The organism is Nocardioides marmoraquaticus (assembly GCF_054777915.1).
Map to the genome: position 1 here is coordinate 91,920 of NZ_BAAHAA010000006.1, position 21,953 is coordinate 113,872.

Here is a 21,953-nt window from a genome sequence, read left to right on the forward strand (position 1 = left end):
CGTCGTCGGGTGGCCCGACGACGCGCGGGTCCGGACGGGTCAGTCCTTCTCGCTCGACGAGAGCCGTCGTTTGAGCCTGACCACGCGCGACTGCAGGCCCGGTGGCACGGCCGCGGAGGTGACGTGGAGACCGCGGCACACGACGCCCCCGAAGGCCAGCTTGAACTTCAGGTTGCCCTTGTCGCCGATGCCGCCGCAGAGGTCGACCCTGGCGTGACCCCGCTCCAGGGCCCACGCGATCGCGTGGTGGTGCAGCAGCACGTTGACGCCGACGTCGCGATGGCGCAGCAGGCACCCACCGACCCACCCGATGGCGGTGCGTCCACCCCCGAGGACCACGATGACCCCCGCGAGCTCGCCCCGGACGTCGGCAGCGAGCAGCCCGACGTCGTCACGACCCCGCGCCCACTCCTCCACCACGGACCCGACCTCCGCGGCGTACGGGAAGGGCCGTCCGTGCCGGGTCGAGGACTCGTGCAGGAGCTCGGGCAGGAGCTCGGCCACCTCCCCCGCCCGAGCGTCGCGCACCGAGCACCCGTCGCGCTCGAGGGCGTGCTTCACCGAGCGGCGGTGGTTGCGCGAGTAGCTGGCACGCAGGTCGTCGACCGAACCGATCCCCTCGAGGTCGACCACCACGGTGCGCAGGTCGTGCAGGGAGGCGCCTTCGCGCCGGAGCTCCGGCTCCCACGGCGCCACGAGTCGCGGGGTCAGGTCGAAGCGGTGGACCAGCAGGCCGCGCCGCAGCCGTTCGCGGCGCAGCAGCGGTCGCACCGCACTGACCATGTCGTCGGGCACGGCGGGGCCGAAGAAGACGTCAGGTGGGCTGTGGCTGACCAGCGACCAGGGACGCCGCCGGAAGACGGGGACGACGCCGACCGGGTCGCCGTCGCGCAGGACCACCAGACGCAGGGACCGGACGCCGAGGAGGCGCTCCTGCAGGTCGAGCCAGTCCCAGGAGTGGAAGAAGAGCGCGTCGGGCACCGACGCGACGGCCGAGTCCCACTGCTCGCGATCCACGCAGCGCCGTAGCTGCAGGACACCGTCCTTCCCGCCCCCTGAGGCACCTGGCAGGTCCGCGGGCCGCTCGTCCGTCATCGGTACCTCCCGACGGACGTGGTGCCCGGGCTCGGCACCCGGGGTGCCCTGGTCCTGGTGGGCACTACTCGTCGAGCAGCCCGAGCAGGTAGCGCCCGTAGCCGCTCTTGACCAACGGCTCTGCGCGCGCCGCCAGCTCGGCGTCGTCGAGGAAACCCATCCGCCAGGCGACCTCCTCCGGACAGCCGATCTTGGAGTCCTGGCGGTGCTCGATCGTGGCGACGAAGTTGCCCGCGTCGAGGAGCGACTCGAACGTGCCGGTGTCGAGCCAGGCGGTGCCGCGCGGGAGCACCTCGACCTGGAGCCGTCCCTGCTCGAGGTACTGCCGGTTGAGGTCGGTGATCTCGAGCTCGCCGCGGGCCGAGGGCTGCAGGGCGCCGGCCATCGCGACCACGTCGTTGGAGTAGAAGTAGAGGCCCGGGACGGCGTAGCGGCTGCGCGGACGCTGCGGCTTCTCCTCGAGCGACACGGCACGTCCGGTGTCGTCGAACTCGACCACGCCGTAGTCCTGCGGGTTGGCCACGCGGTAGCCGAAGACGGCCCCGCCGTCGACGTCGGCGAAGCGCCGCAGGCGGGTGCCGAGACCCGGGCCGTGGAAGATGTTGTCGCCCAGCACGAGGCCCACGGGCTCGGAGCCGACGTGGTCCGCACCGAGCACGAACGCCTGTGCCAACCCGTCTGGGCTGGGCTGCACGGTGTAGGTCAGCGAGATGCCGAACTGCGAGCCGTCGCCGAGGAGCCGCCGGAAGGCTTCCGCGTCGTGCGGCGTCGTGATCACGAGGATGTCGCGGATGCCGGCGAGGACGAGCGTCGAGAGCGGGTAGTAGATCATCGGCTTGTCGTAGACGGGCACCAGCTGCTTGCTCACGCCCAGGGTGATCGGGTGCAGTCTCGAACCCGTGCCGCCGGCCAGGATGATCCCCCGCATGACGCCTAAGGTATCGCCCGTGCCCCCTGCCGACAGCCGATCGTTCCTGGTCACGGGCGGAGCCGGCTTCATCGGCTCCAACTTCGTGCGTCACCTCGTCGAGCACACCGACGCCCACGTGACGGTCCTCGACAAGCTCACCTACGCGGGTGACCGGGCGACCCTCGCCGACCTCCCCACCGACCGGGTGGAGCTGGTCGAGGGCGACATCGCCGACGCCGAGCTCACCGACCGGCTCGTGGGCGCGCTCGGCGACGACGGCGTGCTGGTCCACTACGCCGCCGAGTCGCACAACGACAACTCCCTGAGCGACCCCTCCCCGTTCGTGCAGACCAACGTCGTCGGCACCTACCAGCTGCTCGAGGCCGCCCGTCGGCACGGCACCCGCATGCACCACGTCTCGACCGACGAGGTCTACGGCGACCTCGAGCTCGACGACCCCGAGCGCTTCACCGAGGCGACGCCGTACAACCCCTCCTCGCCGTACTCCTCGACCAAGGCCGCCTCCGACCTGCTGGTGCGGGCGTGGGTGCGGTCCTTCGGCGTCCGCGCCACCATCAGCAACTGCTCCAACAACTACGGCCCGTGGCAGCACGTCGAGAAGTTCATCCCCCGCCAGATCACGAACCTGGTCGACGGCGTCCGCCCGCGGCTGTACGGCGCCGGCGCCAACGTTCGTGACTGGATCCACGCCGACGACCACTCCGCTGCCGTGCTGCGCATCATCGAGGCCGGCGAGATCGGCGAGACCTACCTCGTCGGCGCCGACGGCGAGAAGTCCAACCGCGAGGTCGTCGAGCAGCTGCTGACGATCTTCGGCCGTCCGGCCGACGACTACGACCTCGTCACCGACCGCGCCGGCCACGACCTGCGCTACGCGATCGACTCCACCCGGCTGCGCACCGAGCTGGGCTGGGAGCCGCGGTTCACCTCCTTCGCCGACGGGCTCGAGCGCACGGTGGCCTGGTACCGCGACCACGAGGCGTGGTGGCGTCCCCACAAGGAGGCCACCGAGGCGAAGTACGCCAGGGCCGGCCAGTGACCGACCTCGCCGTCGAGCCCACCGCGATCCCCGGCCTGCTCGTCGTGCGACTCCCCGTGCACGGCGACAACCGGGGCTGGTTCAAGGAGAACTGGCAGCGCGCCAAGATGGTCGCGCTGGGCCTCCCCGACCTCGGACCGGTCCAGAACAACGTGTCGTTCAACGACGCGGTCGGCACCACCCGCGGCATCCACGCCGAGCCGTGGGACAAGTACGTCGCCGTCGCCAGCGGCCGCATCTTCGGCGCCTGGGTCGACCTGCGCGAGGGGCCCACCCTGGGCGCGACCGTCACCGTCGAGATGGGGCCCGACACCGCGGTCTTCGTGCCCCGCGGCGTCGGCAACTCCTACCAGACGCTCGAGCCCGCCACGGCCTACACCTACCTCGTCAACGCCCACTGGTCGCCGGCCGCCCGGGCGTCGTACACCTTCCTCAACCTGGCCGACGAGACAGCCGCGATCGACTGGCCGATCCCCCTCGACGAGGCCGAGCTGTCCGAGGCCGACCGGACCCACCCCCGGCTGGCCGACGTGACGCCGTTCCCCTCCCCACGGCCGGTCGTGCTCGGAGCCGGCGGTCAGCTGGGCCGGGCCCTCGTGGCCCGGCTCTCGGACGCCCTCGCCCTCACCCGCACCGACGTCGACCTGGTGACCGGCGACCTGGAGGCGGCGGCCGACTGGTCGGCCGTCGACGTCGTCTACCTCGCCGCTGCGCACACCGCCGTCGACGCTGCCGAGACCCCCGACGGCCGTCGAGCGGCCTGGGCCGTCAACTGCACGGCGGTCGGCCGGGTGGTCGAGCTCTGCCGCCGTCACCGCCTCACGCTCGTCGCGGTCTCCACCGACTACGTCCTCGACGGCACGCTCGAGGAGCACGACGAGGACGAGCCCGTGGCCCCGCTCGGCGTCTACGGGCAGAGCAAGGCCGCCGGGGACGCCCTGGTCGCCACGCTCGAGCGTCACTACCTGCTGCGGACCAGCTGGGTGGTCGGCGACGGAGGCAACTTCGTGCGCACCATGGCCCGGCTCGCGGACACCGGGGTGTCGCCGACGGTCGTCGACGACCAGCACGGTCGGCTCACCTTCGCCGACGAGCTGGCCGACGCCGCCGCGCACCTGGTCACGACCGGCGCGGCGCACGGCACCTACAACGTCACCGGCGACGGGCCGTCGAGCACCTGGGCCGACGTCGCCCGACGGGTGTACGCCGCCCGCGGTCGCGCGGCCGACGACGTCACCGGCACCACGGCCGCCGAGTACGGCGCGGGCAGACAGCTCGCGCCCCGCCCGACCCACAGCTTCCTCCGCCTCGACAAGCTCCGGTCGACCGGGTTCGCCCCGCCCGACTGGCGCGAGTCGCTCGCGGCGTACCTCGACGACCTGCCGCGCGTCTAGCCAGGTCAGAGCGGGGGCAGGCCGAGGCCCTCGCGGAGCAGGCGCCCGACGGTGGCGACCTCGCGGGGGACGTCGCCGCCGAGGTCGGTCATGTGCAGGAAGCCGTGGATGAGGGTCGGGAAGCGCACCGCCTCCACCTCGACGCCCTGGCGCCGCAGCAGGTCGGCGTACGCCTCGCCCTCGTCGCGCAGCGGGTCGAAGCCAGCGGTGATCACGACGGCGGGGGCGAGGCCGTCGGGCCAGTCGGTGCGCCGCAGCGGGGAGATCACCGGGTCGTCGGGGTCGGTGCCGGTGAAGTGGGAGCGCATCGCGAGGTCGAGGAACTCCTGGGTCAGGATCAGCCCCTCGGGCGCGAACAGCTCGCGGCTGCGGGTGCCCGGGTCGGTGTCGACGCCGGGGTAGATCAGGTGCTGCAGCGCCAGTGGCAGTCCCTCCTCGGCGGCGGTGACGGCGACGTTGGTCGCCAGCCAGCCGCCGGCGGAGTCGCCCGAGACCGCGAGCAGGTCGGGGTCGGCCCCAACGGAGGCGTGGTGCTCGACGAGCCAGCGGTACGCCGCCCGCGCGTCGTCGAGGCCGGCCGGGTAGGGGTCCTCGGGGGCGAGGCGGTACTCGACCGACAGCAGCTGCACGCCGCTCGCCTCGGCCATCACCCGGCAGGCCGAGTCGTGGCTCTCGAGGTCGCCGAGGGCCCAGCCGCCGCCGTGCAGGTAGAGCGCGGTGGGCGACGCGTCGCGGCCGAGGCAGGCGGCCGGGGTGTAGAGACGGGCGCGGAGCGGGCCGCTGGCGCCGTCGACCTGGAGGTCGCGGTACGCCGCCACGGGCGGCCGGCCACCGACGGTGCGGGCGCCGTTGACCATCGCCGTGCGTGCTTGCGGCAGGGGCAGCGTGGCCATGTCGGGCTGGCCGCTGAGCTTCTGCAGCCGGAGCATCAGCTGCACGTCGGGGTGCAGCTCGAGCCCGTCGAGGCGACGGGGCCGGCCGGCGAGCACCCGCTTGAGCGGGCGCGGCAGGCGCATCACGAGGGACATGACGAAGATCTCGGCGCGCAGCCGGAGCTCACCCATGCGGGTCAACCTAGGGCCTCCGACTGTTCACCTGGCGGTGGGATGATCTATCTCATGTCGCAGACGTCCGAGAGCCTGCAGCCCGCCACCGGCCCCAACCCCGACGAGGGTCCGGGCGACCCGAGCCTGCGCGTGGTGCCGGCCGAGAGCTTCGACGTCGACCCGCCGTACGTGCCCGAGCAGGAGGGCTTCGGCGAGGGCGAGTTCGACGACCGCTTCCTCGACCGCGAGCTGTCGTGGCTGCGCTTCAACCAGCGCGTGCTCGAGCTGGCCGAGGACGAGTCGCTGCCGCTGCTCGAGCGGGCGCGCTTCCTGGCGATCGTGGCCAGCAACCTCGACGAGTTCTTCATGGTGCGCGTGGCGGGCCTCAAGCGCCGCATCGCGGCCGGCGTCGCCGTGCAGGCGGCGTCCGGGCTGATGCCGCGGGAGGTGCTCGAGCAGATCTGGCAGGTGACCGACGAGCTCGCCTCGCGCCACGCGCACTGCTTCCGCGACCAGGTCGTGCCGGCGCTGGCCGGCGAGGGCATCGAGCTGGTGCGCTGGTCCGACCTCGACCGCGACGAGCAGAAGCACTGCAAGAAGCTCTTCAAGGAGCGCGTCTTCCCGGTGCTCACGCCGCTGGCCGTCGACCCGGCCCACCCGTTCCCCTACATCTCCGGGCTCTCGCTCAACCTCGCGGTGCTGGTGCGCAACCCGAAGACCGACAAGGAGCACTTCGCTCGGGTCAAGGTGCCGCCGATCTTCACCCGCTTCGTGCCGCTAGGCAACCAGCGGTTCGTGCCGCTCGAGGACGTCATCGGCGAGCACCTCAAGCGGCTCTTCCCCGGCATGGAGATCACGTCCGTCGCGACCTTCCGCGTCACCCGCAACGAGGACCTCGAGGTCGAGGAGGACGACGCCGAGAACCTCCTCGCCGCACTCGAGAAGGAGCTGCTGCGACGCCGCTTCGGCCCCTCGGTGCGCCTCGAGGTCGAGGAGGACATCGACGCCCACGTGCTCGAGCTGCTCACCAGCGAGCTGGGCGTCAGCGAGCAGGAGGTCTTCCGCCTCCCCGGCCCGCTCGACCTGCGCGGCCTGCACGGCATCGCCGACCTCGACCGGCAGGACCTGAAGTATCCCAACTTCCTGCCCGCCACCCACTCCCTCCTCGCCCCCGTCGAGTCGGCCTCGCCGGTCGACGTGTTCAAGGCGATGCGCCGCAGCGACGTGCTGCTGCACCACCCCTACGACTCGTTCTCCACCTCGGTGCAGCGCTTCATCGAGCAGGCCGCGGCCGACCCGCACGTGCTCGCGATCAAGCAGACGCTCTACCGCACCTCCGGCGACTCGCCGCTCATCGACGCCCTCGTCGACGCGGCCGAGGCCGGCAAGCAGGTGCTGGTGATCGTCGAGATCAAGGCGCGCTTCGACGAGTCCAACAACATCCGCTGGGCCCGCAAGCTCGAGCACGCCGGCTGCCACGTGGTCTACGGCCTGGTCGGGCTGAAGACCCACTGCAAGCTGTCGATGGTGGTGCGCGACGAGCCCGAGGGCATCCGCCGCTACACCCACATCGGCACCGGCAACTACAACCCCAAGACCGCGCGCCTCTACGAGGACTTCGGGCTGCTCACCACCAACGAGGCGATCAGCGACGACGTCGCCCACCTCTTCAACAACCTCTCCGGCTACAGCCGCAACGCCGAGTACGCCGAGCTCATGGTCGCGCCCGACTCCGTGCGCTCCGGGCTCGTCGACCTGATCCGCGCCGAGGTCGAGCACCACCGCGCCGGCCGCCCCGCCCGGATCCGGCTCAAGGCCAACTCGATCGTCGACGAGGCCGTCATCGACGAGCTCTACCTCGCCTCGCGCGCCGGCGTGCCGGTCGACCTGCTCATCCGCGGGATCTGCGCCGTACGGCCCGGGGTGGAGGGGCTCTCCGAGACGGTCCGCGTGCGCTCGGTGCTCGGGCGCTACCTCGAGCACAGCCGCATCATGTGGTTCGACAACGGCGGCGACCCCGTCGCCTACATCGGCTCGGCCGACCTGATGCACCGCAACCTCGACCGCCGCGTCGAGGTGCTGGTCAAGCTGCCGTCGGAGGCGGCCGTGCGCGAGGTCGGCGACCTGCTGGACCTCGCCTTCGCCCCCGAGACCGCGGGCTGGGAGCTCGACAGCAACGGCGAGTGGCACCAGCTCCGCGCCGACGACGGCTCCCCCCTCCGCAACCTCCAGGAGCATCTGATCGGCATCCACAAGCGTCGCCGTCGGGCGCGTGCCAAGGAGTAGGGGCCGCCCCGCTACCACTCGTCGAGGGGTGACGGGGAGGGCGCGCCCTTCGTGGCTCGCTCCGCTCGCACCTCAGGGAGCGGGAGCGGTCCCCTGCGTGGCTCGCTCCGCTCGCACCTCAGGGAGCGGGAGCGGGCCCCTGCGTGACTCGCTCCGCTCGCACCTCAGGGAGCGGGAGCGCGAGCCGCTCCCTGAGGAGCCCCGCGAGGGACGAGCGAGGCGTCACGAAGGGGCGGCCCCCGTGGCTCGCTCGCCTCTGACCTCAGGGACCGAAGCCGGCGCACGCCTCGACCAGGCCTGCGGCGGGGGGTCACCCCTCGAGGGTGGCGTCCTCCTCGCGGCGGTGGGAGTCGGAGAGGACGCGGAGGCGGTCGAGGTCGATGAGGTCCTTGGCGGCGACGGCGACGCGGACCGGCGTACGGGCGGTGACGGTGGCGCTGCGGCGGCCGCCCTCGAGCAGGGCGCGCTCGCCGATGACGGCGCCAGGGCCGAGCTCGGCGACGACCCTGCCGTCGACGTCGACGTCGACCACGCCGTCGAGTACCAAGAAGAGCTCGTCGCCGGGGTCGCCCTGCTGGGTGAGGCGGGAGTCCTTGGCGAGCTGGCGCACCTCGGGCGAGGCACCGCTACGCATGATGTCGTCGGAGAGCTCGCGCTCGAGCGCCGACTCGGCCTCGGCGACCAGCGCCTGGTGCTCGCGGTCGCCCCACGGGGTGCGGACGCCGAAAGAGTGCGCCATCCACTTCGCCTGGTCGGTCAGCGCGCTCTTGAGCCGCAGGCCGCCGCTGCCGTCGTAGACCCAGTGCCGCGGGAACGCGCTCGCCCCCGTCAGGTCGACCTCGCTCGACCCGTCGACCCTGACCGTGAGCGCAAGAGTGGTCCAGACGATGGGGCTCTGCCAGCGCAGGTACGGCGGGTGAGGCACCGGCCGCGGGATGGGCAGCGCCGTGCGGCCACCCGCGGTCTGCACGAACCGCACCACTCCCGGCTCGGTCTGCGGCTCACGCTGCAGCGTGGGCATCGCGACCGCGCGGAAGGTCGCCCCGACCTTGCCGACGTGGACGGTGGTCGAGCCCATCACCACGCGCGAGTCGTCGGCGTACGACGTCGACACCGCACGGCCGTCGTCGTCGAACTCGACGTCGACCGAGATGACGTTGGCGAAGCGGAAGCGGTCGTGCTCGAAGAGGTTGTGCACACCCTTGGGCAGCTCGAGCTGGTCGGGCAGCGGCACGTCGAAGTGGGTGACGCGCAGGTCCATGCCGGCCTTCAGCGCCCCCTTGAGCGACTCGGTGGGGATCCAGGAGACGGAGGCCGCGGTGGCGTGGACGCGCATGCACTGAAACCTAGGGGTGCACGTCAACCGCGACAACGGGTTCCACCGATCTAGCCAGATGGGTCCGGCCCCTTCCCGCGCCTCCCGCTCGCACCTACGGTGTCGCCATGCCTGGGGAGGCCTGCAGCACGGGGGTGTCTGCGAGCATGCCCCGGCAGGCCGCGACGCGCGACGAGCTCGCGTCGGTCGAGGCCGCGATCGCGTCGCTCGAGACGCAGCGCGAGGCGTTGGGCGAGGCCGTGGTCGGAACGGCGCTCGCGCCGCTGCTGCGGCGGCGCGACGAGCTGCGTCGGCCGCGTTCGGAGACCCGCCGGCTGGTGACGGTGCTCTTCGCCGACCTCGTCGACTTCACCGTGCTCTCCCGCGCGCTCGACGCGGAGGACACCCGCGAGCTGGTCGGTGGCTACTTCGCCCGCTGGCGCGAGGTGATCGAGGCGCACGGCGGCGTGGTCGAGAAGTTCATCGGCGACGCCGTGATGGCGGTCTTCGGTCTCGAGCACTCCTACGAGGACGACGCCCACCGCGCCGTGCGCGCGGCCCTGGGGCTGCTGTCCGAGCTGCCGGCGCTCTCCGAGCAGGCCGTGCGCGAGCACGGCGTCGAGCTTCACGTACGGGTCGGCATCGACACCGGCGAGGTCGTGGTCAGCACCCTCGGCGAGCGCGGCGACGCCTTCGTCGCGGTCGGCCCGACGGTCAACCGTGCCGCCCGGCTGCAGGGCGCCGCCCCGGTCGACCGCGTGCTGGTCTCGGCCGACACGCAGCGGCTGCTGCGCGGCGCCTTCGCCGTCACCGAGCGAGAGCTGCTGCGGCTCAAGGGCATCGACGAGCCCGTCGCGTCGTACGTCGTCACGGGCGAGCGGCGAGCGAGCTTCCGCCTCGACCCCAGCCTCGGCATCGACGGCGACCCCGTCCCGACGGTCGGTCGCGACCTGCAGCTGCGCTTCCTGCAGGACCGGCTCGACGATGTCACCGAGGAGTCGCGCTGGCGGGTCGTGACCGTGGTGGGCGACGCCGGCATCGGCAAGTCGCGGCTGCTGTGGGAGCTCGACCGGTGGCTGTCGGACTCCTCGGAGCCGTACTACTGGTTCCGCGGCCGTGCGTCGCCGGTCACCCAGGACTCCCCGCTGGCGCTGCTGCGCGACGTCGTCGCCACCCGGCTCGACCTGCAGGACGGCGACGGTCCCGAAGAGGTGCGGCGGCGCTTCCTGGAGTCGTTCCGCATCGCGCTGGGCGACCGCGAGCCCGCCGAGCGGGTACGCCGCCTCGCCCTCGACGCCGCCACGTGGCTCGGCTGGGCTGTCGAGGAGCCGGGCGAGGAGCAGCCCGGGCGACACCCGCAGGCGCTCCGCGACGCCGGCACGGAGGCCGTCGCCCTGATGCTCGAGGCGCTCGGCCGGCGCGCCAGCTGCGTGGTGCTGCTCGAGGACGTGCAGTGGGCCGACGAGGGCACGCTGCGCTGGCTCGACGCCGCGGCGCCGTACCTCGAGGGCTCACCCGTGCTCGTGGTCGCCACAGCTCGCCCGAGCCTGCTCGAGCGGCGCCCGCACTGGGGCGAGGCCCTGGCGCACCACGCCCGGCTCGACCTCGCGCCGCTGTCGCGGCGCGAGAGCCGGCAGCTGGTGCGACTGGTGTTGCACCGGGTGCCCGACCTGCCCGACGACCTCGTGTCGACCGTGGTCGACGGCGCCGAGGGCAACCCCTACTACCTCGAGGAGCTCGTCACCTGGCTGATCGACAGCGGCGTCGTGGAGCGCGGTCCCGGTGACTGGCGGGTCGTCGGCGACGCCGAGCGCCGCACCGCGGTGCCGTCGACCCTCAAGGGCGTGCTGCAGGCCCGCCTCGACGCGCTGTCGCCGGCGGAGCGCGGGCTGCTGCGCCGCGCCGCCGTGGTCGGGCGGGTGTTCTGGGACGACGTGCTGCAGCACCTCGACGACGGCCGCGGGGTGCCGTCGAGCGAGGAGCTGACCGCCACCATCGACGGGCTGCGCCGCCGCGACGTGCTGCTCGAGCGCGAGACCTCGCGCTTCGCGGGCACCCGCGAGCTGGTCTTCAAGCACGCGCTGCTGCGCGACGTCGCCTACGACGGCCTGCTGCGGCGGCACCGCGAGCGCTTCCACCGCCAGGCCGCCGACTGGTTGGCCGACGCCGCCGAGCGCAGCGGCCGCGGCGACGTCCTCGCCGCCGTGGTCGGCCAGCACCTCGAGCGGGCCCGCGACGACCGGGCAGCGGCGTCGTACCTCCGGGCGGCAGGCCGCGCCCTGGGCGTCTACGCCCTCGACGAGGCCGGCGAGCTGCTCGGGCGGGCGCGGCGACTGGCCCCCGCCGACGACCACGCCCTGCGCTTCGACGTGCTGGCCCGTGCCCAGCAGCTGGGCGACCGGCTGGGAGAGCGCGAGCGGCAGCGCGCCGACCTCGACGAGCTCGCGTCGCTGCGGCTCGACCCCGAGCGGCGGCTGCGGCTGCTGGTGATGCAGGCGGAGCTGGCGTTCGTGCACAGCGACTACGACGCGACGCGCGCCCGCAGCGGCGAGGCGGTGCAGCTCGCCCTCGGCCTCGGGCGCGACGACCTGCGCGCCGAGGCGATGCTGGTGCAGGGCAAGGCGCTGACCTGGGCCGAGGACGCCGACGCCGCCCGTGCGCTGCTGGAGCGGTGCGTCACGGTCGCGGGGGCCGCCGGGCGGCCCGACGTCGTCGGCGAGGCCACCCGCTACCTCGCCATGGTCGCCGGCAACGTCGGCGACTACCCCCTGTCGCTGCAGCACGCCGACCGCGCGCGGGCCGTCTTCGCCGAGCTCGGCGACGCCGAGCTCGAGGGCGCCGCGGCCGCCCAGCTCGCCACGACGCTCTACTTCACAGGTCGCTACGCCGAGGCCCTCGAGACGCTCGAGCAGACGTTGCCGGTCTTCCAGAAGGCCGGGCACGTCTACCGCGAGACCATCAACCTCGGCAACATCGCAGGCGTCGCGGCCATGCTCGGCCGCTACGACCTCGCCGACCGCAACGCCCGCCGCGCCATCGAGCTGGCCCGGGGCCTCGACGACATCGAGGCGACTGCCTACAACCTGCTGATCCTGGCCGAGGTCGATCTCTTCCTCGGCCGCTGGGACGACGTACGACGCCACGCCGGCGAGGCCGTCTCGCTGTCGCAGCGTGTCGGCAACCACGTCAGCGAGATCGAGGGCGAGGCCCGGCTGGCCCAGGTGGCGCTCGTGCACGGCGAGATCGACGAGGCCGTCGCCCAGGCCCGTCTCGCCGCCCGCGCCGCCGCCGACACCGCCTCCGACCTCGACGCCGGCCAGGCCCACCTCACGCTCGGCGCGGCTCTCGTGCGCGCCGGGGAGCTCGACGAGGCGTCGTCCGAGCTGGCGGCGGCGTCACGGTGCTTCGCGTCGGTCGACCGGCCCGTGGGCTTGCGCGAGACGCGGGTCGTGCAGGCACGAGTCGCCAGCCTCCGCGGCGACCACGCTGCCGCCGTCGCGCTGGTCGAGCCGGTGCTGCCGCACCTCGACCGCGAGTCGATGAACGGCACCGCCCTGCCCGCCACCCTGCTGCGAGGCGTCGTCACCGTCCTCCGCGCCGCTGACGACCCCCGTGCCACCTCGGCCCTCGAGCTCGCCCGCTCGTTCGTGCACGCCACCGCCGACCAGGTCGCCGACCCCGACGTCCGCGCGGCGTACCTCGCCATCGAGCCCAACCGCGTGCTGCTCGCCGACGACCTGGGGTGAGGGCGGTCACGCGTGTGACCGGATGAGCGACTCCGGGACGGCGGCGCGCCACCCTCCCGCCCTCAGCACCCCGCGAAGACCAGCGGCCCGTCGTAGAAGCCCGACAGCAGGAAGGCGCCGTCGCGGGTCGGGCGCAGGTCGAGGACGACGTCGCTGCCGAGGGTGCGGGCGCGGGCGATCTCGAAGTCGTCGGGGAAGTCGCCGCTGCGGCCGTACGCCGGCCCGGCCGCGAGCTCGGCGCGGGGCCGGAGGTCGCGCTCGGCGCGGTCGGCGTCCTCCAGGTGGGCGACGACGCGCAGGCCGCCCGCGTCGTCGAGCCCGAGCGCGAACCCCTGGAGCGGGCTCAACCCACCGGCCGCCTCGACGGCGCGGGCGGCCTGCTGCTGGGCGGTGGGGTCGGCGGACGCCATGGCGAGGTCGTCGCAGGCGAAGTCGCCGGTCCAGAGCACAGCGGCGGCAGGGGCGCCGAGGCGCTCGGCCAGCGACGGCACTCCGTCGACGCCGAGGGCGCCCGAGCCCACGTCGGCCGACGAGGCGGCGTACGCCTGCTCGTCGCTGGCGACGACCAGGCCCTCGTCGGGGAGCAGGGCGACGTACTGCACGATCGGGGTCAGGGTGAGGTCGAGGCTGGCGATCAGGTCGGGCCCGCCCTCCCAGACCGGCGATGATCCCGACGGGCGGGTGAAGCCGGCCCGCTCGAGGTTGTCGCCGATGACGTCGAAGTCGGTGCCGTCGGGCAGCCGCAGCACGAGCGCGTTGCCGTCGGGCGACTGGCCGAAGGCCTCCCACTGCGCGGTCCCGGGCCCGAACCCGAACAGCTCCTGCATCGCCCCCGCCGCCTCGTCGACGGCAGAGGCCGCAGCGAGATCGCGGTCGTAGGCGGCCGCGACCATCGCGTCGACCTCGTCGCGGTCGGGGGTGTCGCCGAGGTCGCCGTCGCGGCCGAGTGAGCCGCGCACGGCGCGCCAGTCGGTCCAGGTGACGCGCTGCGACTCCGCGGGCACCGCCGCGAGCGCCTGCTCGAGCTCGGTGCGGTCGAAGCGGTCCCACACCACGCGCCCGGCCCAGACGAGCACGGCGACGAGCGCGAGCGCCAGCACCACGGCCAGCACGACCCGCCGCCTCGAGCGCCCCACCCGCACCTCCTGCGACACCCGTGGTGAACGGCGACACACTAGCCCGCCGCCGGTCGCCGGCGGCTCCCCGCGAGGGCCCCGTGCGTGGCAGCATGCTGCCCATGGCGCGACCCGAGCAGAGTGGTCCCGACATCGTCGCTGCCGGCGCCGTCGTCGTCCGCAAGGGCAGCGTGGGCCGGCGCGAGGTGCTCCTCGTCCACCGCCCGAAGTACGACGACTGGTCCTTCCCCAAGGGCAAGCAGGACCCCGGTGAGCACGTCACCGAGACCGCGGTGCGCGAGGTGCTCGAGGAGACCGGTGTCGAGATCCGCCTGGGTCGGCCGCTGCGCCCGCAGCTGTACGCCGTCGCGGGAGGCCGCGGCAAGCTGGTGCACTACTGGGTCGGCCACGTGATCGGCGACGACGACGTCTCGGGCTACGCACCGAACGACGAGGTCGACGCCCTCGCCTGGGTGCCGGTCGACGAGGCCGCCGACCGGCTGACCTACCTCGACGACATCGACCTGCTCGACCAGCTGCACGACGAGCCGCGACCCACCGTGCCGGTCGTCGTGGTGCGCCACGCCAAGGCCGTCAAGCGCGGTCAGTGGGACCGCGAGGACTGGCTGCGCCCGCTCACCGAGCTCGGCCAGCAGCAGTCGGGGATGCTCTCGGGGCTGCTGCGGGCCTACGGCGTCAGTCAAGTCGTGACCTCCAGCGCCACCCGCTGCCGCGACACCGTGGCGCCGTACGCCGAGAGCCAGGTGCTCGCCCTGCAGGAGCTGCTCGAGCTCTCCGAGGAGAAGTACGACGCCTCGGCCACCGCGGCGCTGCTCGCCTCGCTGCGTGAGCAGCGCGAGCCGAGCGTGGTGTGCAGCCACCGACCGATCCTGCCCGACCTCCTCGCCGAGCTCGGCGCCCAGGAGGAGCCGTTGGCACCGGCCGAGCTGGTGGTCTGCCACCACCGCAAGGGCCGGCTCGTCGCCACCGAACGCCACCTGCCGGGCCAGCCCACCTAGACCACCCGAGCCGGTTCCCGGGTGACGCCGATCACGGCCGGGGCCGCCATCGGCGCAGGTCAGAGCCGGTTCGGCAGAGACCGTTCACCGGCCGTTCACCGGCCGCGACGCATCGGGTCACCTCGGCTCCCTAGCGTCCGGGCCGTCCACTCCCTGAACTTCAACCAGGAGACCGAAGTGAAGCGCACTTCTGCACGCCGCGTGGCCGTCCCCGGCGTCGCGGCTCTCGCCCTGACCCTCGTCCTGAGCGCCTGCGGCGCCGGCAACGAGGGCGGCGGCTCGTCCGACTCCGCCGACGGCGCCGCCTCCGGCGACTCGTCGCTGTCCGGCGAGCTCGCCGGCGCCGGCGCCTCCTCGCAGGAGCGCGCCCAGGAGGCCTGGACCACCAACTTCCAGGGCGCCAACGTCGGCGTCACCGTCACCTACGACCCGGTCGGCTCCGGTGACGGCCGCACCCAGTTCATCCAGGGCGGCGTCAACTACGCCGGCTCCGACGCCTACCTCGACGACGACGAGGGCGAGCTGAGCGACGCCACCGAGCGTTGCGGCGGCGAGTCCCCCATCGAGATCCCGGCGTACGTCGCCCCGATCGCGCTGGTCTACAACGTCGAGGGCGTCGACGAGCTCAACCTCGACGCCGACACCGTGGCGGGCATCTTCGCCGGCGACATCACCACCTGGGACGACCCGGCCATCGCCGAGCAGAACCCCGACGCCGACCTGCCCAGCGAGAACATCACCGCGGTGCACCGCTCCGACGACTCGGGCACCACCGAGAACTTCATCGACTGGATGGCGCAGGCCGCGCCCGACGCCTGGACCGAGGAGCCCGACGGTGTCTGGCCGCTCCAGGGCGGCGAGGCCGCCAACGGCACCTCCGGCGTCATCGCCGCGGTGACCAACGGCGCCAACAGCATCGGCTACGCCGACCTCAGCCAGGCCGGCGAGCTCAGCGTCGCCAACATCAAGGTCGGCGAGGACTACGTCACCCCGTCGCCCGAGGCCGCCGCGGCGATCCTCGAGTCCTCGGAGCGCGTCGCCGACCGCGACGACGTCGACCTGGCCTACGACATCAACCGCACCCCCGACGACGGGTCCTACCCGATCGTCCTGGTGTCCTACCTGATCGCCTGCCAGACCTACGACGACCAGGCCCAGGCCGACCTCGTCAAGGCGTTCCTGACCTACGTGGTCAGCAGCGAGGGGCAGCAGGCGGCGGCGGAGAACGCCGGCTCCGCGCCGGTCCCCTCCTCCATCGAGGACGAGGCCTCCGGCATCGTCGAGCAGATCTCGGCGGCCGGCTGATCCCGGACCGAGAGGCCCACAGAGGTGTGTGACGGCGTGCGGGGGGACAAGATCCCCTCGCACGCCGTCGGCGCGAGCGGGCCGACCCTGCACCACCCCCGACCACCGAAGGACTGACGTGACGCAGCAGACCGTCGCCGCCCCACCGGCCGGCAAGAACAAGCGACGGCCCGGCGACCGCATCTTCGCCGGCACCGCCCGCGGCGCCGGCATCGCCATCCTCGTCGCCCTCGCCGGCGTGGCCGTCTTCCTCACCATCGAGGGTGTCCCCGGCCTGACCCAGGACAGCCGCTTCTACGGCCCCCGGGCCGAGTCGTTCCTCGGGTACGTCACCCCGCTGCTGTTCGGCACCGTGCTCGCGGCCGTGATCGCCGTGCTCATCGCGGCACCGCTCAGCTTCGGCATCGCGCTGGTGATCAGCCACTACGCGCCCCGCGTCGTCGCGACCCCCGTCGGCTACGTCATCGACCTGCTCGCCGCCGTGCCGAGCGTCGTGTTCGGCCTGTGGGGCATCAACGTCCTCGCCGTGCGGGTCGCCCCCGTCTACTCGTGGCTGGCCGACAACCTCGGCTGGATCCCGTTCTTCGCCGGTCCCGCCTCGGGCACCGGCCGCACCATCCTCACCGCCGGGATCGTGCTGGCGATCATGATCCTGCCGATCGTCACCGCGATCTGCCGCGAGATCTTCAGCCAGACCCCCCAGCTGCACCAGGAGGCCGCCCTGGCCCTGGGCGCCACGCGCTGGGAGATGATCCGGCTCACCGTCTTCCCCTACGCCCGCTCCGGCATGGTCTCCGCGGTCATGCTCGGCCTGGGCCGCGCCCTCGGCGAGACGATGGCGGTCGCCATGGTGCTCTCGGCCGGCGGCGGCATCACGTTCAACCTGATCTCGAGCTCCAACCCCGCGAGCATCGCCTCCAACATCGCGACGAACTACAAGGAGGGCACGCCGGCGATCATCTCGATCCTCATCGCGACCGGCCTGGTGCTCTTCGTCGTCACGTTCCTCGTCAACTTCGCCGCCCGCTGGGTGGTCGCCCGTTCCGAGCGGAAGATGGCCAAGGCATGAGCACCACCACCACCACGCAGCGACCGTCGGGCCCGCGCTCGGGTCGCGACGTCAACCTCAAGCGGCCCACGCTGCCGCGCTGGGCGCCGTACCTCGTCGCCGCCGGCGCCCTCGCCCTGGCCGCGCTCGTCGCGCTCGTGCTCGGCTGGGGCCCGGTGGGCAGCGCCCTCGTGGCCGGCCTGCTCTTCGTCGTGCTGATGCCGACCTGGTCGAGCGTCGTCGAGGGCAAGCGGGCGGCCGTCGACCGGCTGATGACCTCGCTGGTCTGGGTGGCGTTCCTCGTCGCGCTGGTGCCGCTGGTCTCGCTGATCTTCACCGTGATCAGCCGCGGAGCCCCGCAGATCACCACGACCTTCCTGACCTTCTCCGAGTTCCGCACCAGCCTCGACCAGCCGATCGGCATCTACCACGCCCTCATGGGCACGCTGCTGATCACGCTCGGCGCCGCCGCCATCTCGGTGCCGATCGGCATCTTCGCGGCCATCTACCTCGTGGAGTACGGCCAGAAGAACAAGCTGGCCCGCGCCATCACGTTCCTCGTCGACGTCATGACCGGCATCCCGTCGATCGTGGCCGGCCTGTTCGCCTTCGCGCTGTGGATCCTGCTGTTCGGCCCCGCGGCCCGCGCCGGCTTCGGCGGCTCGATCGCGCTGTCGATCCTGATGATCCCGATCGTGGTGCGCTCCACCGAGGAGATGCTGCGGCTGGTGCCCAACGACCTGCGCGAGGCGTCGTACGCCCTGGGCGTGCCGAAGTGGCGCACCATCGTCAAGGTCGTGCTGCCGACCGCGCTGGGCGGCATCGTCACCGGCGTGACGCTGGCCATCGCCCGCGTCGTCGGCGAGACCGCGCCGCTGCTGCTGATCGCGGGCAGCACCACGATCACCAACTTCAACCTCTTCGACGGACGCATGACGACGCTGCCGGTGTTCATCTACAGCAACTTCACCAACCCCGGCATCGCCCGCGACGGCGGGACGCCGCCCGGCTACGACTACGCCTGGGGCGCGGCGTTCGTGCTCATCGTGATCGTCATGGTGCTCAACCTCCTCGCCCGCATCATCGGCAAGATCTACGCCCCGAAGACCCGCTGACCTGCCCACTCGGCACCCATCCAGGAGACACTGACCCCATGGCCAAGAGCATCGACGTCTCTGACCTCAACATCTACTACGGCGACTTCCTCGCGGTCGAGAACGTCACCATGACGATCCCGGCCCGCTCGGTGACCGCCTTCATCGGGCCCTCCGGGTGCGGCAAGTCGACCTTCCTGCGCTCGCTCAACCGGATGCACGAGGCGATCCCCGGCGCGCGCGTCGAGGGCAAGATCGTGGTCGACGGCCAGTCGCTCTACGACCCCGCCGTCGACCCGGTGGAGGTGCGCCGGATGATCGGCATGGTCTTCCAGCGGCCCAACCCGTTCCCGACGATGTCGATCTACGAGAACGTGCTCGCCGGCATGCGCCTCAACAACAAGAAGCTCAAGAAGGCGACCGCCGACGACGTCGTCGAGAAGTCGCTCAAGGGCGCCAACCTCTGGGAAGAGGTCAAGGACCGCCTCGGCCGTCCGGGCATGGGCCTGTCCGGCGGTCAGCAGCAGCGCCTCTGCATCGCCCGCGCCATCGCCGTCGAGCCGCAGGTGCTGCTGATGGACGAGCCCTGCTCGGCCCTCGACCCGATCTCGACGTCGAAGATCGAGGACCTCATCCAGGACCTCAAGTCCGAGTACACGATCGTCATCGTCACCCACAACATGCAGCAGGCCGCCCGTGTCTCCGAGGACACCGCGTTCTTCAACATCGCCGGCACCGGCAAGCCCGGCAAGCTGATCGAGATGAACCCCACCAAGAAGATCTTCTCGGTCCCCGACGTCCCCGACACCGAGGCCTACATCTCCGGCCGGTTCGGCTGACGAGGCCCCGGGACCGAGCTTGCGAGGTCCCGGAGCAGGCCGAAGGGTCGAGGTGCGAGGGTCGGCGGGTCCCCGGGACGTCATCAGTTCTGGTCGCCCGGGCAACCAGAACTGATGACGTCCCGCCCGGCCGACCGGCTGCCCCGCCACCCTGGACGCCGTACGCCGCCTGACCTAGGTTGGCGCGACCGACCGGGGAGGTTGTCATGGGGTTGCGCGGTGACGTGCGGGTGCGACAGCCCGCGAGGGACGACCTGGTGGGTCGTCGGTTCGTCGTGGCCGGGATCGGCAGCGGTTTCGAGGGCACGATCGTCGTCCGGGTGCTCCAGGGCAGCCGCGTCGTCGGCGAGACCAGCGCGCAGTCGTCGGGCGGCGGCGTGGCGATCGGCGAGTTCGTCGCCGAGGTCGAGCTCGACCGCTCCCCCCGTCCGGGCACCCGGCTGACCGTCGAGGTCGGCGGCGACTCGGGCGACGGCCCGCCGACCAACCTGCGACGCGTCGAGGTGATCTGCTTCCCGCAGCTCACCGGCTGGCTGCTGTGGCGCGTCGAGCGCGGGGACACCCTGTCGCGGATCGTCCGCGAGGTCTCCGACCTCGGCCGCACCACCGTCGCCCAGGTCGTCGCGGCCAACCCGGCCATCTCCGACCCCGACGTCATCCGCCCCGGTCAGCTCGTCCGCGTGCCGCTGTCCTGACCGCCCGCCCCCCCACGGTTGCCGGCGCTTCCCCCTGCCTGCGGGCGTGGGGAACCGCCTGAGTCACTGGTCACCCAGTGACTCGGGAGCCCAGGGACGCCGCCCCGCTCCCCCACGAACGCCCGTGCCTCCCCATCCCCGCGGGCGTGGGGAACCACCCGAGTCACTGGTGGACCAGTGACTCCGGACGAGAGACAGAGGCCCTCAGGGCAGTTGCAGCACGTAGCGGAGCAGGAGGTACGTCGCGCTGGCGACGAGGCCGGCCATGGGGAAGGTGAGGACCCAGGCGACGACGATGGAGCGGGCGACGCCCCAGCGGACCGCGGAGACGCGCTTGGTCGCGCCCACGCCCATGATCGCGCTGGTGATGGTGTGGGTGGTGGAGATGGGGGCCTCGAAGGCGTAGGCGGTCGTGTAGAGCACGCTCGCCGCGACCGACTCGGCGGCGAAGCCGCGGGGCGGGTCGAGGTCGATGATGCGGCGACCGAGGGTGCGCATGATGCGCCAGCCGCCGGAGTAGGTGCCGAGCGAGATGGCCGCGGCGGCGCTGAAGATGACCCAGAAGGGCAGCGGGTCGCCGGCGCTCACGAACCCGCCGGCGAGCAGCGCCAGGAAGATCACGCCCATCGTCTTCTGGGCGTCCTGCAGGCCGTGGCCGAGTGCCATCGCGGCAGCCGAGAGGGTCTGGGCGAGCCGGAAGCCGGCGCCGACCCGGCGTGGCGAGGCGTTGCGGAAGGCCCACATGATGCCGAGCATCACGCCGAAGCCGAGCCCGAAGGCGACCAGCGGCGAGAGCACCATCGGGATCGCGACCTTCTCGATCACGGTCGCCCAGTTGACGAAGACGCCGGCCGTCAGCGCCGAGCCGACGAGGCCGCCGATGAGGGCGTGGGACGACGAGGAGGGCAGCCCGAAGTACCACGTGACGAGGTTCCACGTGATCGCCCCGACCAGCCCCGCCATGACGATGACGAGGCCGTGCGCCCCGCTCCCGGGGTCGATCGTCTCGCTGACGGTGGTGGCGACCTTCTGGCCGAGGAAGGCGCCGACGAAGTTCATCACCGCCGCCATCGCCAGGGCCGCGCGCGGGGTGAGCGCGCGTGTCGAGACCGACGTCGCGATCGCGTTGGCCGCGTCGTGGAAGCCGTTGGTGTAGTCGAAGACCAGGGCCACGACGACGACGGCGATGATGATCGCCAGCTCCATCATCGGACGGGATCGCCTCCTGCCGGGGGCCGCACGGCCTCAGGACTCCTTGGCGTGGATCTGCTCGATGATGTTGGCGACCCGCTCGAACGCGTCCACGGCGCTCTCCAGCGACTCGACGACGTCCTTGAGCTTGAGCACCTCGAGCGCGTCGTAGCCGCCACCGAACAGCTGGGCCAGGATGCGCCGGAAGCTGCGGTCGCCGGCGTTCTCCAGACGGTTGATCTCGATCCAGTACTCCGAGAGCTCCTTCATCGAGCGCAGCCGCGGCATGGCCTCGGCCGTCAGCTCGGCGCAGCGCTGCAGCACCTCGACCTGCTCGGCGACCTCCTCCGGCAGGGTGCCGACCTCGTAGAGGTGGGCCAGGTCGACGGCCTCCTCCATGTGGTCCATCACGTCGTCGAGCGCCGAGGCCAGCGCGTAGATGTCCTCGCGGTCGAACGGCGTCACGAAGGTGTTGTTGACCCGCGAGGCGATCTCGTGGGTGGTCTCGTCGGCGCGGTGCTCGGCCTCGCGCATCCGTGTGGAGATGTCCTCGCGGTCGGCGCCGTCGGCGAGCAGCTGGGCGAGGATCGAGGCACCGTCGACGAGGTGGGACGCCGAGGTCGTCAGGAGCTCGTAGAACGCGTTGTCCACGGGCTTGAAGCGCAGCGCCACGGGTCGGCTCTCCATGCGGGTGAGGGAGGGGGTTCAGGAACGGGACACATGCTAGGGCCTTGCTCGTCACCTGCCCGTCACGCCACCCGCACCGACTACCCCCAGGGGGTATAAGATGGTGGT

17 protein-coding genes are annotated in these 21,953 nt (G+C 72.5%); 10 read left to right on the forward strand and 7 right to left on the reverse strand.

The genetic code is table 11. The features are described from left to right. Positions 1-39: 39 nt before the first annotated feature. Both ACYU8I_RS06440 and rfbA read right to left on the reverse strand, forming a co-directional pair. Positions 40-1,017: a GNAT family N-acetyltransferase gene (locus ACYU8I_RS06440; RefSeq protein WP_460838674.1), complete on the reverse strand. Its 978-nt coding sequence runs from the start codon at positions 1,015-1,017 to the stop codon at positions 40-42. Between the two features lie 142 nt (positions 1,018-1,159). Next, positions 1,160-2,023 (reverse strand): glucose-1-phosphate thymidylyltransferase RfbA, encoded by an 864-nt coding sequence (gene rfbA / locus ACYU8I_RS06445; protein WP_460838675.1) that lies wholly within the window; start codon positions 2,021-2,023, stop codon positions 1,160-1,162. A gap of 19 nt (positions 2,024-2,042) precedes the next feature. Between rfbA and rfbB the strand changes: the two genes are divergently transcribed. Continuing rightward, positions 2,043-3,065: a dTDP-glucose 4,6-dehydratase gene (gene rfbB / locus ACYU8I_RS06450; protein ID WP_460838677.1), complete on the forward strand. Its 1,023-nt coding sequence runs from the start codon at positions 2,043-2,045 to the stop codon at positions 3,063-3,065. After that, positions 3,062-4,459: a sugar nucleotide-binding protein gene (locus ACYU8I_RS06455; protein ID WP_460838680.1), complete on the forward strand. Its 1,398-nt coding sequence runs from the start codon at positions 3,062-3,064 to the stop codon at positions 4,457-4,459. Before rfbB ends, ACYU8I_RS06455 begins: the two co-directional genes overlap by 4 nt. 5 nt (positions 4,460-4,464) lie before the next feature. On the opposite strand, the gene ACYU8I_RS06460 is transcribed toward ACYU8I_RS06455, so the two are convergent. Further along, positions 4,465-5,523: an alpha/beta hydrolase gene (locus tag ACYU8I_RS06460; RefSeq protein ID WP_460838682.1), complete on the reverse strand. Its 1,059-nt coding sequence runs from the start codon at positions 5,521-5,523 to the stop codon at positions 4,465-4,467. Positions 5,524-5,577: 54 nt separating this feature from the next. On the opposite strand from ACYU8I_RS06460, the gene ACYU8I_RS06465 reads away from it, so the two are divergent. Next, a complete protein-coding gene (locus ACYU8I_RS06465) occupies positions 5,578-7,791 on the forward strand; it encodes an RNA degradosome polyphosphate kinase (protein ID WP_460838684.1) in 2,214 nt (737 codons plus the stop codon). A gap of 310 nt (positions 7,792-8,101) precedes the next feature. On the opposite strand, the gene ACYU8I_RS06470 is transcribed toward ACYU8I_RS06465, so the two are convergent. Beyond that, positions 8,102-9,127, reverse strand: a complete 1,026-nt coding sequence (locus tag ACYU8I_RS06470; RefSeq protein WP_460838686.1) for a cyclic nucleotide-binding domain-containing protein — start codon at positions 9,125-9,127, stop codon at positions 8,102-8,104. Positions 9,128-9,234: 107 nt separating this feature from the next. Between ACYU8I_RS06470 and ACYU8I_RS06475 the strand changes: the two genes are divergently transcribed. Continuing rightward, a complete protein-coding gene (locus ACYU8I_RS06475; RefSeq protein WP_460838688.1) occupies positions 9,235-12,852 on the forward strand; it encodes an ATP-binding protein in 3,618 nt (1,205 codons plus the stop codon). A gap of 62 nt (positions 12,853-12,914) precedes the next feature. On the opposite strand, the gene ACYU8I_RS06480 is transcribed toward ACYU8I_RS06475, so the two are convergent. Continuing rightward, a complete protein-coding gene (locus tag ACYU8I_RS06480; RefSeq protein ID WP_460838689.1) occupies positions 12,915-13,988 on the reverse strand; it encodes a hypothetical protein in 1,074 nt (357 codons plus the stop codon). Between the two features lie 101 nt (positions 13,989-14,089). On the opposite strand from ACYU8I_RS06480, the gene ACYU8I_RS06485 reads away from it, so the two are divergent. The 6 genes from ACYU8I_RS06485 (at position 14,090) to ACYU8I_RS06510 (ending at position 19,967) form a co-directional block, all read left to right on the forward strand. Then, complete coding sequence (locus tag ACYU8I_RS06485) at positions 14,090-14,986, forward strand: NUDIX hydrolase (protein ID WP_460838691.1); 897 nt, start codon at positions 14,090-14,092, stop codon at positions 14,984-14,986. 177 nt (positions 14,987-15,163) lie between these two features. Next, the gene (gene pstS, locus ACYU8I_RS06490) at positions 15,164-16,291 is read left to right on the forward strand and encodes a phosphate ABC transporter substrate-binding protein PstS (RefSeq protein WP_460838694.1); all 1,128 of its coding nucleotides are present in this window, start codon (positions 15,164-15,166) and stop codon (positions 16,289-16,291) included. Between the two features lie 118 nt (positions 16,292-16,409). Then, on the forward strand, positions 16,410-17,360 hold the full coding sequence (gene pstC, locus ACYU8I_RS06495) for a phosphate ABC transporter permease subunit PstC (RefSeq protein ID WP_460838696.1): 951 nt from the start codon (positions 16,410-16,412) through the stop codon (positions 17,358-17,360). Then, complete coding sequence (gene pstA / locus ACYU8I_RS06500; protein ID WP_460838698.1) at positions 17,357-18,454, forward strand: phosphate ABC transporter permease PstA; 1,098 nt, start codon at positions 17,357-17,359, stop codon at positions 18,452-18,454. The genes pstC and pstA overlap by 4 nt, the downstream gene beginning before the upstream one ends. 38 nt (positions 18,455-18,492) lie before the next feature. Then, positions 18,493-19,272: a phosphate ABC transporter ATP-binding protein PstB gene (gene pstB, locus ACYU8I_RS06505; protein ID WP_460838700.1), complete on the forward strand. Its 780-nt coding sequence runs from the start codon at positions 18,493-18,495 to the stop codon at positions 19,270-19,272. Between the two features lie 206 nt (positions 19,273-19,478). Further along, positions 19,479-19,967, forward strand: a complete 489-nt coding sequence (locus ACYU8I_RS06510; protein WP_460838701.1) for a Gmad2 immunoglobulin-like domain-containing protein — start codon at positions 19,479-19,481, stop codon at positions 19,965-19,967. A gap of 204 nt (positions 19,968-20,171) precedes the next feature. Here the strand turns inward: ACYU8I_RS06510 and ACYU8I_RS06515 are convergent, their stop codons facing one another. Continuing rightward, positions 20,172-21,173 carry an inorganic phosphate transporter gene (locus ACYU8I_RS06515; protein ID WP_460838703.1) on the reverse strand — a complete coding sequence of 334 codons (1,002 nt, stop codon included), beginning with the start codon at positions 21,171-21,173 and terminating at the stop codon, positions 20,172-20,174. A gap of 39 nt (positions 21,174-21,212) precedes the next feature. Further along, a complete protein-coding gene (locus tag ACYU8I_RS06520; protein WP_460838705.1) occupies positions 21,213-21,845 on the reverse strand; it encodes a DUF47 domain-containing protein in 633 nt (210 codons plus the stop codon). Positions 21,846-21,953: the final 108 nt, after the last annotated feature.